Origin of the sequence: Streptomyces typhae (assembly GCF_009755605.1) — a bacterium.
Lineage (GTDB): Bacteria > Actinomycetota > Actinomycetes > Streptomycetales > Streptomycetaceae > Streptomyces > Streptomyces typhae.
Window position 1 is genome coordinate 156100 of record NZ_WPNZ01000017.1, and the last position, 12486, is coordinate 168585.

14 protein-coding genes are annotated in these 12486 nt (G+C 73.3%); 11 read left to right on the forward strand and 3 right to left on the reverse strand.

Annotated elements, in window-relative coordinates:
- Positions 1 to 59 precede the first annotated feature (59 nt).
- The 3 genes from GPA10_RS28250 to GPA10_RS28260 all read left to right on the forward strand — a co-directional run bounded on the left by GPA10_RS28250 (position 60) and on the right by GPA10_RS28260 (position 2996).
- Complete coding sequence (locus tag GPA10_RS28250) at positions 60 to 1145, forward strand: type III polyketide synthase (RefSeq protein WP_343041405.1); 1086 nt, start codon at positions 60 to 62, stop codon at positions 1143 to 1145.
- A gap of 507 nt (positions 1146 to 1652) precedes the next feature.
- Positions 1653 to 2285 (forward strand): hypothetical protein, encoded by a 633-nt coding sequence (locus tag GPA10_RS28255; protein WP_157167955.1) that lies wholly within the window; start codon positions 1653 to 1655, stop codon positions 2283 to 2285.
- A gap of 84 nt (positions 2286 to 2369) precedes the next feature.
- On the forward strand, positions 2370 to 2996 hold the full coding sequence (locus tag GPA10_RS28260; RefSeq protein WP_157167956.1) for a DUF642 domain-containing protein: 627 nt from the start codon (positions 2370 to 2372) through the stop codon (positions 2994 to 2996).
- Positions 2997 to 3013: 17 nt separating this feature from the next.
- Here the strand turns inward: GPA10_RS28260 and GPA10_RS28265 are convergent, their stop codons facing one another.
- Complete coding sequence (locus GPA10_RS28265; protein WP_157167957.1) at positions 3014 to 3184, reverse strand: hypothetical protein; 171 nt, start codon at positions 3182 to 3184, stop codon at positions 3014 to 3016.
- Between the two features lie 274 nt (positions 3185 to 3458).
- Here GPA10_RS28265 and GPA10_RS28270 point away from each other — a divergent pair, with 274 nt between their 5' ends.
- The 7 genes from GPA10_RS28270 (at position 3459) to GPA10_RS28300 (ending at position 9334) form a co-directional block, all read left to right on the forward strand.
- A complete protein-coding gene (locus tag GPA10_RS28270; RefSeq protein ID WP_343041406.1) occupies positions 3459 to 4121 on the forward strand; it encodes a LuxR C-terminal-related transcriptional regulator in 663 nt (220 codons plus the stop codon).
- 288 nt (positions 4122 to 4409) lie between these two features.
- Positions 4410 to 4535: a lasso RiPP family leader peptide-containing protein gene (locus tag GPA10_RS28275; protein WP_157167958.1), complete on the forward strand. Its 126-nt coding sequence runs from the start codon at positions 4410 to 4412 to the stop codon at positions 4533 to 4535.
- A 348-nt stretch (positions 4536 to 4883) separates the two neighbouring features.
- Positions 4884 to 6731, forward strand: coding sequence for an asparagine synthase-related protein (locus tag GPA10_RS28280; RefSeq protein WP_157167959.1), 1848 nt, complete (start codon positions 4884 to 4886; stop codon positions 6729 to 6731).
- Positions 6728 to 6988 (forward strand): lasso peptide biosynthesis PqqD family chaperone, encoded by a 261-nt coding sequence (locus GPA10_RS28285; RefSeq protein WP_058846697.1) that lies wholly within the window; start codon positions 6728 to 6730, stop codon positions 6986 to 6988. The genes GPA10_RS28280 and GPA10_RS28285 overlap by 4 nt, the downstream gene beginning before the upstream one ends.
- Entirely contained in the window at positions 6985 to 7413 is a 429-nt protein-coding gene (locus GPA10_RS28290; RefSeq protein WP_157167960.1) for a lasso peptide biosynthesis B2 protein, read from the forward strand. Before GPA10_RS28285 ends, GPA10_RS28290 begins: the two co-directional genes overlap by 4 nt.
- Complete coding sequence (locus tag GPA10_RS28295; RefSeq protein ID WP_343041407.1) at positions 7410 to 8426, forward strand: ATP-binding cassette domain-containing protein; 1017 nt, start codon at positions 7410 to 7412, stop codon at positions 8424 to 8426. The genes GPA10_RS28290 and GPA10_RS28295 overlap by 4 nt, the downstream gene beginning before the upstream one ends.
- A gap of 2 nt (positions 8427 to 8428) precedes the next feature.
- Positions 8429 to 9334: an ABC transporter permease gene (locus GPA10_RS28300; protein ID WP_343041408.1), complete on the forward strand. Its 906-nt coding sequence runs from the start codon at positions 8429 to 8431 to the stop codon at positions 9332 to 9334.
- A 41-nt stretch (positions 9335 to 9375) separates the two neighbouring features.
- On the opposite strand, the gene GPA10_RS28305 is transcribed toward GPA10_RS28300, so the two are convergent.
- Both GPA10_RS28305 and GPA10_RS28310 read right to left on the reverse strand, forming a co-directional pair.
- Positions 9376 to 10233, reverse strand: coding sequence for a hypothetical protein (locus tag GPA10_RS28305; RefSeq protein ID WP_246259885.1), 858 nt, complete (start codon positions 10231 to 10233; stop codon positions 9376 to 9378).
- A gap of 216 nt (positions 10234 to 10449) precedes the next feature.
- Positions 10450 to 11544: an ArsR/SmtB family transcription factor gene (locus GPA10_RS28310; protein ID WP_157167962.1), complete on the reverse strand. Its 1095-nt coding sequence runs from the start codon at positions 11542 to 11544 to the stop codon at positions 10450 to 10452.
- Between the two features lie 284 nt (positions 11545 to 11828).
- Here GPA10_RS28310 and GPA10_RS28315 point away from each other — a divergent pair, with 284 nt between their 5' ends.
- A complete protein-coding gene (locus tag GPA10_RS28315; RefSeq protein ID WP_157167963.1) occupies positions 11829 to 12407 on the forward strand; it encodes a TetR/AcrR family transcriptional regulator in 579 nt (192 codons plus the stop codon).
- Positions 12408 to 12486 lie beyond the last annotated feature (79 nt).

Below are 12486 nucleotides of genomic sequence, written 5' to 3' on the forward strand. Positions count from 1 at the left end.
CACCTCATCACCCCGCCCCCCAGGGCCCCGCCCGGACGCCGGCGGCCACCGCCCCCCGGGTGACCGCGATCCACACCGTCTTCCCGCCCTACACCTACCCCCAGCGGGAAATCCTCGCCACCCTGGCCCGCACCACCGCGCTGGAGTCCGAAGCGGGCACCCTCGTCCTCCGCAAGATCATCAACAGCTCGGGCGTCGACACCCGCTCCCTGGCGCTGCCGCTGGAGAAACTGGCCGACCTCGCCCGCCAGGACGACTTCACCGAGAAGAACCGCATCTGGCTCGACACCGCCCTGGACCTGGGGGAGCAGGCGATCACCGGCGCCCTGCGCGCCGCCGGCGTCCGCCCGCGGGACGTCGACGCGGTGATCAGCACCACCGTCACCGGCCTGGCCGTGCCCTCACTGGAGGCCCGCCTCGCCCACCGGGTGGGACTGCGGCCCGACATCCAGCGCATCCCGCTGTTCGGCAGCGGCTGCGCGGGCGGCGCCGCGGGCCTGGCCCGGCTCCATGACTACCTGCTGGCCCACCCCGACCGGGTCGCCGTCCTCCTCGCCGTGGAACTGTGCAGCCTGGCCCACCAGTTCAAGGACGACTCCGTCGCCAACATCGTCGCCGGCAGCCTCTTCGGCGACGGCGCCGCGGCCGTCGTGGCCACCGGAGCCCACCGCGACAGAGCCCCCGCCGCCCCCACGGGCTCCGCCGCCCCCACCGGGCCCGCTCTGGTGGACACCCACAGCCTGCTGCTCCCCGGCACCGAGGACGTCCTCGGCTGGGACATCGGCTCCCACGGCCTGCGGATCCTGCTGGCACCCGAGGTCCCCGCCCTGACCGGGGAGCACCTGCCCGCGGCCATCCACAGCCTCCTCGACCGGCATGCGCTGACACCGGACCAGATCACCGGCTGGATCGTCCACGGCGGCGGCCCCAAGGTCTTCACCGCCGTGGAACAGGCCCTCGGCCTGCCGCCGCGCGCCCTGGAACGCACCCGGCGCTCCGTGGCCGAGCACGGCAACCTCTCGTCCGTGTCCGTACTGGACATCCTGCACACCGCCATGAAGACACCCCCACCACCGGACACTCCCGGCCTGGTCGCCGCCATGGGCCCGGGGTTCGCCATCGAACTGGTTCTCCTCAACTGGTGAAAACCGCGGGCGGCAAGGGGCCACCCCGCCCTGCGCCCCCGGACCCTCGCGGAGGCCGCCCTCGCCGGCCGCACCTTCGCTTCCCCTGCTCGGCCGACCCGGCCTGACCGCGCTCGCCCTGGCGCAGGCAGGGCCGGGCGCCGGTTCGCCGGGGGCCGGTGGTGGCCTCCGCGAGGTGTCGCCGACCGAGCCCACCGGACGAGGCGATCAAGGACTGCCGGCGCGGTCGGTGGCGGCCGCACGCCGTGGACAGCGCGGGCGCCGTCCCAGCGCGGGGGCGCACTCGGGGATCGCGCCGACGCAAGTCACGCCCGGCACGTGCCCTATGGCATATGCGCCATCGTGAACCGTGCCAGTGGTGACTGCGCTGCGCGTGCTGCCGCTGGTCCCGCTCAGACGAGTGACAGCCGCGTACACCGCGTGGATCAGCGGAACGAACCTAACTACAGGCAGACAAGCGCGACATCACCGTCAGTCGCGTTCTCCTTCCTCTGAAAGGCCAAGCACATGAACCGTGTCACACGCACCGCCGCAGTACTCACCATGGCCCTCGTCACGGCCCTGCCGCTCACCCAGGCGCACGCCGACGGCGCCGCCGAGCGGGTGGAGGTGCCCGTAGGCGAAAACCTGATCAAGAACGGCACCTTCAGTGCCGAGACCGTCGCCCCGCATCGCTACAAGCCCTACACCACGGGCTCCGACGCGAGGATCAGCCCCTGGCATGTCATGACCGAGGGGGAACTGCACGTGTTCTCCAAGAAGGAAGCCGGGCACCCGAATCAGTACCAGGCAGCCAATATCACCGGCAACGTGCCGGTGACCATCGAGCAGGACGCCGGCACGATCAGCGACACGCGGTACCGGCTGACCTGGCAGGAGCGCACCGAGACCTGGGAGGGCTGTGACAGGAAGCCCGCCTCCGACCAGCAGTACAAGGTCGCCGTGACCGGAGTACGCGCCAAGACCTACACGCCCACCGACGAGTGGCTGGAGGCCGAAGGCGGGCCGATCGACTTCACGGCCAGGGGGGACACCAAGGTGCAGTTCATCTCCCAGTCCCGCAACAACAGCGACCCCGGACACTGCGGCGCTCTGATCACCAACGTCGTCCTGCGCAAACTGCAGTCCAACGAGAGCTGACGCCCCCGACGCACCCCCCCGACGCACTGCCCACGGGGCGCGCCCGGCGGCGCGCCCCGGCCCGCCAGCACATCAGGAGCTTCCGTGAAACGCACGTTCGGCGCCGCCCTGCTCGCCACGACGACCCTGCTCATGACGCCGGCGGCCGCCGCTGGACCCCTGGTGGTGAACGGCGACTTCACCAGTCCGCCCGTCTCCGCCGGCCAGTACCAGCGCCTGACCACCGACAGCGACCTGCCCGGCTGGACCGTGGCCTCCGGCGACGTCGACCTCTACAGCGCGGATCTGGCCCGCCTCGACGGTGCCCAGTCCCTGAACCTCACGGGTTCGCACAACGGCGCCATCAGCCAGTCCCTGTCCCTCCTCGCCGGCCGGTCCTACGAACTCACCTGGCACGACGCGCCGGACACCTGGCCCGGCTCCCCGCAGGACCCGGGCGCGAGCGACCCGGAGAAGGAAAGCTGCTTGACCAAGCCCAACGACGACCAGGCCTACAACGTCGCGGTGCCCGGACGGCGTCCCGTCACCTTCACGCCGGCCGGGTCCGGCGGCCAGTCCCCCGACTGGCAGCCGAAAAGCCTGCGGTTCACCGCCGGGGAGGACGACTCCGTCATCCGGTTCGTCTCCCAGGCCGCCACCCAGTCCCTGCCGCACTGCGGACCTCAGATCACTCGCGTGAACGTCAGGCCCGCCCCCGGCCCGACGGCCTGAATGCCTGCCAGGGGTCCTCATCCCGGGTCCCACCTGGAGTTCATGCCGGTGCGGGTGACGAAGGCGTCGGCGTGGGCGAGCACGGCGGTCTGGGGGACGGACCGGTGGGCCTCGATGTGCGGTCTCGGAAGCCGCAGGCCCCTGGAAGCCGACTTCTCCCGCGCCGCGAGCATGTCACTTCGAGCCACGCCGAAATGTTTCCGTGCCCTCCGTCACGGTGCGAACCTGGTGACAGTCAGTAGTAGATGAATGGACAAGTAAACAAGCGGACATGCGGGCACGGGGGGATGCTGTGCAAGTGCTGAAGGAGCCGGCGAAGTGTCAAAGGCCGGCGAAGCGCCAGAAGCCGGCGACGTGGTGTCAGAGGTCGGCGACGTGGTGTCAGGCGTCGGCGGCAGGCCGGAAACCGGCGACGGGTGAACCGAGGAGAGCAGGAACAGCGGGCCCAGCACGGAGGCGGCCGTGACGGCGCGGGTGTTCGTCGTCGACGGTCACCCGCTCTTCCGGGCCGGAGTGCGGCAGGTCGTGGAGGACGCGGCGGACCTGGAGATGGCAGGGGAGGCAACCACGGGGGAGGAGGCGGTCGCGGCCCTGCGGGACGGACACGTGGTCGCCGATGTCGTCCTCATGGACCTGCTCCTGCCCGGCTGCTCCGGTATCGAGGCGACCCGCGCCATCGTCGCGGCGGCCCCCGCCGAACCCGGCGCGCCGCGGGTGCTGTTCGTCTCCGGGTCCGCCGAGGACGACGCGGTCGTGGCCGCCCTGCGGGCGGGTGCGCGGGGCTACCTCGTCAAAGGAGTGGTGGGCGAGGAACTGGTGCGCGGCCTGCGCACGGTGGCCCAGGGCGGAGCGGTGTTCAGCGCGGCCGTCGCCGACCGCCTCGGCTGCTACTTCTCCGCCGTCCACGAACTGCCCGTGCGGGCCGCCTTCCCCGATCTCACCGAACGCGAGCGCGAAGTGCTCGACCTGGTCGCCCGGGGCCTGAGCAACCGGCGTATCGCCCGCGAGCTGGCGCTGTCGGAGAAGACCGTGCGCAATCACGTCTCCCGGGTGTTCGCCAAGCTCCGTGTGGCGGACCGGGTGGAGGCGGCGGTGCGGGCCCGCGACGCGGGGCTCGGTACCTGAACGGGCTGACGGCTGCCGGGCTGTCGGCCTGACGGCCTGACGGGCCTGTGGGTCTTGCCCCTACAGGCCGACAGGCTGACAGGCCGACAGGCCGGCAGGCCTCACAGGGCTGCTGCGAGTGTGCACGCGGGACGACTCCGGGACGAGTCCGGGACCAGGCACCCAGGCACCCGGGACCCGGGGCCCTCTAGCGTGAAGATGCTCGGGAGAGGCGGGGCGAGCGAGGCACCCGTGCCCTCGTTCCGTCTCTCCTTCGTGATCGCGCCAAAGGGAACAGGTGAGACGAGCATGGAGATGAACGACGTCTACGAGCCGCCCGTGCTGGAAGAGATCGGCGGCTTCGCGGAACTGACGATGGCCTTCGGGCCGTGCGTCGAGAACGACTGGGTGTGGGGCACCGCCTGGATCTGCTGATCCGGCGGACTCACCTGCGGGACGGGCCGCCGTGCCCGCCACGGCACGGTGGTGGAGGCCGTACTTCCTCCACCACCGTGCCGTTTCCGCTCCCGTACCGGGACGACGTGGCGTGCCCCGGCGCCCCGGCGGCGGCGACCTGCCCCGGCCACCGCCGCCCGGCAGCCGCCACCCGGCAACCTCCCGCACGAACCCGCGTCCACGCGTCCCCGCGCTCCGCGCCTCGTGCCTCGCGCCCCGAGCCGACGCACCTGACGGCCGGCAGCCGCACCGCGCCTGACGGGCCGACAGCCCGCACCGCTCCTGACGGGCCAGCAGCCCGAACCGTACGAAGGGACCTGCCCCGACATGGACTTCGTCGTGTTGCCCGACAGCCCGGCCGCCCCGGCCGTGGCCGAGCCACTGACCCGTGACCCCGCTGTCCGGGTCGTCCGCCACTCCTCGGGGCGCCCCTGGCTCGTGGGCCGCTGGGCGGACGAGGAACTGACCTTGGTGAGCTCCGGAACCCGGCGCCTGGCCGTCCTGGGCCGCTCGACCGCGGACGGCCGGCGGCTGGAGCACATGCTGGCCAGGGCGCGCACACCGGACCAACTCGACGACGTGGCACGCTCGTTGCCCGGCTGCTTCCACCTCGTGGCCTCCTTCGGCGGCTGGACGCGGGCCCAGGGGAGCCTGTCCACCGCACGGCAGATCTTCTTCGCCGACGTCGCGGGCACCACCGTGGCCGCCGACGGCCCGCGCCGACTCGCGCAGTGGACGCACCCGGGCCGCGACGACGCCCCGGCCGTCGACCGGGACCTGCTCGCCCTGCGCCTGCTGACCCCGGTACCGCCCTGGCCGCTCTCCCTGCGCCCGGTGTGGTCGGGGGTGTCGGCGCTCGGAGTCGGCTGCCGGCTGGACCTGAGCCCCGCCGGCACCGCCCGCCAAGTCCGCTGGTGGCGGCCGCCGGAGCCCGACACGCCGCCCGGACAGGCGGCCGAACACCTGCGCCGGGCCCTGCTCGCCTGTGTCGCGGCGCGCACCCGCGCCCCCCTCAGCGCCGACCTGTCCGGCGGCCTGGACTCCACCACCCTGTGCTTCCTGGCCGACGCCGCGGGCGCCGACCTCCTCACCCACCACTGGACACCGGCGGACCGCGCGAACGACGACACCCGGTGGGCCGAATACGCCGCCCGCCGTCTGCCCGCCGCCCGGCACCACGTCACCGCCGGCCAGGACGGCCCCACCTGGTACGAGACGACGGCCACCGCCGACGGCGGCCACGAGGAGGGACCGCTGCCCTGGGCCCGCAACCGCGCCCACATGCGGCGCCTGCTCTCCCTCGTGGCCCACCACGGATCGCGCTGCCACCTGCTGGGCGTCGGGGGCGACGAACTGTTCGGCGTCCTGCCCACCGCCCTGTGGTCACTGATCCGCAGCCACCCGCTGAGCAGCCTCCCCAGGATCCACCGCTTCCGGGCCCTCAACCGCTGGACCCTGACCTCGACCGTACGCGGACTCGCCGACGGCGCCTCCTTCGCCGCCTGGCTGCGGTCCACCGCCGACCGGCTCACCGCACCCGCGCCCGGCCCGGGGGACGCGCTGCTCGGCTGGGGCTGGGAGCCCCGGCTGCCGCCCTGGGCGACCGCCGACGCCATCGACGCCGTACGCCGGCTGCTGCGGGACACCGCCGAACAGGAGCGCCCCCACCCCCACCACCGGGACCGGGCCCAGCACCAGACCCTCGACATCGTCGTCCAGTCCGGCAGCGCGCTGCGCCAGCTCAACGCCGCACTCGACGACGCCGGAGTCACCTGCGAGGCGCCCTTCCTCGACGACCGGGTCGTCGAGGCCGCCCTGACCGTGCGCATCGAGGACCGGCTGGTGAGCGGGGACTTCAAACCCATGCTGCGGCGGGCCGTGCGCGGCATCGTGCCCCAGGAGATCCTGGCCCGCCGCAGCAAGGGCGAGTTCAGCGCCGAGGCCTTCCAGGGCATGCGCCGCAACCGCGGGGACCTGCTCGACCTCTGCGACGACCTCCACCTGTCCCGACTCGGCCTCGTCGACCCCGACGCCCTGCGCACCGCCCTGCTCGGCCCCAAGACCCAATCCCGGCAGCTCGTCCCGTACGAGAACACGCTGGCCTGCGAGAGCTGGCTGCGGTCCGTGGCGGCACCCGCACCCGGGACCGCGTCCCTGGCTGGAGAGACCCCATGACCCTCGCCCTGAAACCCGACGTCACCACCACCGACACCGAGGACGGACTGGTCCTGCTCGACCAGCGCAGCGGCCGGTACTGGCAGCTCAACCGCTCCGGCGCGACCACCCTGCGGCTGCTCCTCGACGGGCACACCCCCGAGGAGACCGCCGCCCGGCTCACCCGGCACCACCCCGAAGCCGCCGGACGCGCCCTGACCGACGTGACAGCACTGCTCGCCGCCCTGGACCGGGCCCGGCTGGTGGTGACGGCATGAGCATGCAGGTCGTCGGAGAGAGCGGGGGACCGCTGCCCTGGCACCGGCAGCTGAGCGCACGGACCGCCGTCGGCGCGGCCCGGCTGCTGGTGCTGCTGCCCCCGCGCCGACTGCGCCAGGCACTGACGGCGGCCAGCCGCGGATCCCGCGCCGCCACCCACGCACAGGCCCTCGACGCCCGCCGGGCCGTGGTGACGGTGAGCGCCCGCTGCGCCGGCCGGGGCTGTCTGCAACGCTCGGTCGCCACCGTACTGCTGTGCCGCCTGCACGGACGGTGGCCCGACTGGTGCACCGGACTGCGCACCCAGCCGTTCCGCGCCCACGCATGGGTCGAGGTCGGCGCGCAGGCCGTCGGAGAGCCGGGCGACGTGGCGCTCTTCCACACCGTCATGAGCGTCCGGCACCGCGACGGAGGACGCCGGTGAACACGCTCCCCGCCCCCGCGGCCGGCCACCGCGCCACCCGCGCCGCGAACGGCGCCGCCGTCCTGGCCGAGGACCTGACCAGGACCTACGGCACCCGGCAGGCGGTGACCGGCCTGGACCTGACCGTCCCGACCGGCCGGACCTTCGGCTTCCTCGGCCCCAACGGCGCGGGCAAGAGCACCACCATCGGCATGCTGTGCACCCTGCTGCGCCCCACCTCGGGACGGGCGCTGGTGGCCGGGTACGACGTGACGCGCGAACCCCACGAAGTACGCCGCCGTATCGGCCTGGTCTTCCAGGAGTCCACCCTCGACGTCGATCTGACCGCCATGGAGACCCTGCGCTTCCACGCCGACCTGTTCGGCATCCCCCGGCGCCGTCGGCTCGACGCCATCATGGACATGCTGGAACTGGTGGAACTGGCCGAGCGCCGCCACGCCCCCGTCCGCACCTTCTCCGGCGGTATGCGACGGCGCCTGGAGATCGCCCGCGGTCTGCTGCACACGCCCCGGGTGCTCTTCCTCGACGAACCCACGACCGGCCTCGACCCGCAGACCCGCGCCGCCATCTGGGACCATCTGCGCCGGCTGCGCGAGGAGCGGGACGTCACCGTCTTCCTCACCACGCACCAGCTGGAGGAGGCCGAACACTGCGACCGGATCGCCATCATGGACGAGGGCGAACTCGTCGCGGACGGAACTCCCGCCGCCCTCAAGGCCGTTGTCGGCTCCGACCTCATCACCGTACGCACCGCCGACGACCCGGCCGCGGCCCTCGCCGTACGCGAACACCTCGGTCTGGAGGCGGAGACGGACACCGACGGCCTGCGCATCCGGGTGGCCGACGGAGCCGCCTGGGTGCCCAGGATCTGCGGCGCCCTGCCCCTGACCGTGCATTCGCTGACCGTGACGCCGCCGACTCTCGACGACGCCTTCCTGCACTACACCGGCCGCACCATCCGCGAAGCCGACAGCAAGCCGGCCGGCCCTGCGATACCCGCTCCGAGGAGGTGACCGTGAAGACGGCAGACACCGCATACATCGCCGAGACGGCAGGCACCGCGGACACGGCGGCTCCGCCCCGCGCCGCCGCTGATGCCGCAGGCCGACGCGGGCACCTCGCGGCGGACCTGCGCGCCGTCCGCGTGCTGTGGCAGCGGGAGGTGATCCGCTTCGGACGCAACCGCCTGCGGATCGCCATGAGCGTCATCATGCCGATGATGTTCCTGCTCGTCTTCGGCACCGGCCTCAACGCGGCCGTGCCCGCCGAGCAGGACGCCACCAGTGACTTCCGTGCCTTCTTCTTCCCCGGCGTTCTCCTCATGGCGGTGCAGGCACCGGCCATGGCGGCGGGCGCGTCCATCGTCTGGGACCGGCAAGCCGGCTTCCTGCGCCAGCTGCTCGTGGCGCCCGTCCGCCGCCCCCCGCTGCTGACCGGAACCTGTCTGGGGGGCGCGACCGCCGGCCTCGGCTACGCGCTGCCCGTGCTGTGTCTCGCCGGCCTCGTCGGCATCCCCTACCGGCCCGAGCTCCTCCTCGTCCTCGCCGAACTGGCGCTCATCGCCTTCGCGTTCACCTCGCTGGGTGTCCTGGTGGCCGTGTGCGCCAAGCACCCCGAGACCTTTCAGATCGTGATCGGGCTGTGCATGATGCCGCTGCTGTTCCTGTCCGGGGCGGTCTTCCCGGCCAGCGGACTGCCCGGCTGGCTGGGCACCGTCGTAAGCCTCAACCCCCTCACCTACGCGGTCGACGCGCTGCGGCGCACCCTCCCCGGGGAGGGCGTCTCGGGGCTCGGCGACCGGGCGGCCGGGCCGCAGTGGGGGGACTGGACCCCTTCGGTGCCCGCGGAGCTGGGCTGTGTGGCCGTCCTGGCGGCGCTGGCGCTGACCGTCGCCACGTACCGCTTCGCACGTAGTGAGTGAGTCCGACACGGTGGGCCGCGGGCGGGAACGCGATCGGCCGATCAGCCGATCCCCCGCGGATACGGGAAGGACTGGAAGTCGGCGTCGAGCCTGCGCGGCCCGCGCGGCAGCCAGGTCGCGGCGAACCGTACGACCGTCTCCCGGGGCAGCGGCGGACTCGGCGTCTGCGTCGAGGGCTTGGCCACCGACTGCAACGCCCACGCGTACGCGTTGAGCGGGGCGAACGCCGCCCACCGCGGCCGGTCGATGCCCAGCAGCATCATCGCCCGCATATAGGCGTGCCAGGTGTGGTAGCCGACCGGGGCGCGGCCGGGCGGTGTGTCCATGGTGTGCACGGGCGAGCGGACGTTCTCGCGGCGCGGGTCGTAGAGCACGCCCTGGCCGAAGTAGGCGAAGGCGGCGACCAGCCGGGGATCGTAGGGACGGTACAGGCTGTCGAAGACGTCCAGCTGGATACGTGAGACCACCCGCAGGGGGCCCTCGATCGGCGCCATGAAGGTGCGGAAGTTGCCCGGGTACTCGGGTGACTTGCTCATCTCCTGCCACACCGTGCGGAAGCCGCTCTCGATGCTGCCGCCGACATGCAGGCCGATGTCCCGGTAGGCGGCGAGCAGTTCGGGCGACGCCCGGTACAGGGCGACCTCGTCGAGCTGGTACCAGACCTCGTTGGCCCGGCGGTCGCCCAGCATGCCGGGCACGGGCGGCAGGTCCGGCGTCCTTTGCGCGGCGGTGCCGGTGGCGGCACGCGCCGGGGCGACACCTGTGGCCGCGAGACCGGCCAGGGCCGCGGCACCGGCGGAGGCGCGCAGCAGCTGTCTGCGGCCGAGGGGTCGGCCGGGTGACGGGGTGGGCGGTCGGCCGGGTGACGGGGCGGGCGGCCGGCCGAGTGGATGCGACATGGAAGGTTCCCCCGCTTCTGTTCGTGTGCGCCCGTGTGGGCCGGACGGGTCGCCGCCCACGGCCCGCCACCGTAGGGCGCCGCGCGTCCTGGGCACCTGTGCCAGATGTCCCGGCCGTGTCCCGCCCGCAGGCAGGCTCCGCGTCCCGCGGTGCTGCGTCCCGCGGTGCTGCGTCCCGCGGTAACTGCGTCTCGCGGTAACTGCGTCCCGCGGTAGCTACGTCTTGTGGCTCGCGGTGCCGCGCCCCGCGGTGTCATGGGCGCGGAGACCGCGGTCGCGCTCCGGGGCGGCGGCCGTCTCGCGCGTGCGGGCGGCCGTCTCCCGCGTGCCGGCGTGCAGGATCCGCAGCCCCAGGGACGTCGCCGAGTGCAGGACGTACTTGCCGTCGCGGCGGCTGGTCACCAGGCCGCCGTCCCGCAGGATGTCGAGCTGGTGGCTGGCGCTCGACAGCGCGAGGCCCACCGCGGTGGCGATCTCGGAGGTGGTCCGGCCACCGCCGCGCCCGACCACCTCCGCCAGCACCGCCGCCCGGGACCGGCCCAGCAACCGGGCGGTGCCGCCCTCGCTCGCGTGCGCGAGGATCAGCGGGCTTCTGGTCGCGGGGAAGACCAGCACCGGCGGCTGCTCCGCGTCGGCCGGCGCGGTCGGGCGGCGCCAGCAGAAGTACGAGGGGACCAGGAGCAGACCGCGCCCCTGGAGGTGCAGGTCGCGGTCGACGGGATAGTCGACTTCGAGGAGGGGGCTGTTCCAGTGGGCGAACGGGCGCAGTCCCTCCAGGAGGGCACGGGTGCCGCCGTCCAGCAGAGCACGGGTTCTGCGGCCGATGTCGTCCCGGACGACCGCGCGGACCTCGGTCCAGTGTGGTTCCAGCAGGGTCCTGAAGTAGTCGGCGAACGCGTCGGTCAGCAGGGTGAGTTCGGCCCCGCCGCCCGGCCCGCCCAGGGCCGCGGTCCAGCCGGGGAGCGCGCGGGACTCGGCCAGCCGGTCCAGGTCGCGGGTCAGATGCGGGCGCGGGGTGGCGCGCAGGAGGTCGAGTTCCTCGGGCAGGGCGGCCCCGGTCACCGGCGGGGTGAGGAAGTCCGGGATGTAGCCGAAGCTCGGGACCAGCGTTCCCAGGCGCCGAAGGGAGTCGCGCAGCGGCGCGTCGCGCCGGACTCTGTGCCGGGCCGAGCGCCGCCAGTGGCCGAATTCGAGCGGCCCCTGCCCGGTCTGCAGGCGACACAGGCTGCAGACGATTTCCCACAGCGGATCGGGCTCCCGCGCCAGCCGGATGTTCTGCAGGTCGTCGGCGGTGAAGTGAATGCGAAGCATGCCCCCTCCTTCGAAACCGCGCGAGCTGGGCGTCTGCCGGAAAGGACGAACCCCGGCCATGAGCGGTTGATTCCGCGGCCGGGCGCCCCCGGGCTGCCGCCGCCCGGCCGACGCCGGAAGGAGGACGGACCTCCGAAACCCGCTCCCGCTCCCGCACTCCCCGGACCCGTCACCGTCCCCTCACCAGTCTGCGGGCGTGGGGCAGCGCAAGCGCGCCGCTCGACCAGCGTGTGCGGCCGCAGGGTGTGATCCTGCGGATGAACACTGCCGGATAGGGTCGGGCCATGGCATCTCGCAGCACTCAGATCCTCGAAGCGGCAGCCCGGGTGATCGCCCGGCGCGGGGTTCGTGGTCTGCGCGTGGAGGAACTGGCCGAAGAGGCAGGTGTCTCCACCGCACTGATCTACTACCACTTCAAGGACCGCACCGGAGTCCTGCGCAAGACGCTGGAGTTCATCAGTGACCGCGCCGAGCGCTACACGGCTCAGGCCGGCCGGAGTGCCGAACCGCTCGGCCCGCGGGAGGAACTGGAGCGGACGCTGCTGCTGGAGCTCCAGGACACGACCGAGGTCCGGGAGAACAGCAGCGCCTGGGGCGAGCTCCGGGCCAGCGCCGTCTTCGACGAGGTCCTGCGCGAGGACCTGGCGAAGGCCACCCTCGCGTGGGTCCAGGACGTGGCGGCCCTGCTGGGGCAGGTCCGGCCCATGGCCTCGGCGGCGGCTCTCGCGGCGTCCGCGGAGCGGCTCACCGCTCTCGTGGAGGGGCTGAGCATGCGCTGGCTCAGCGGCATGCTCCCGATCACCCACGCGCGGACCCTGATGAGCGAGGCCGTCGCGGCCGAGGTCGACCGGCTGGGCGGCTGACCGCACGCACCGTCGCGAAGGACGAACCGGCAGCGGGCGAGGTCCCCCTCTAACACCGCGGCGCCGTCGGCCGGGCCGG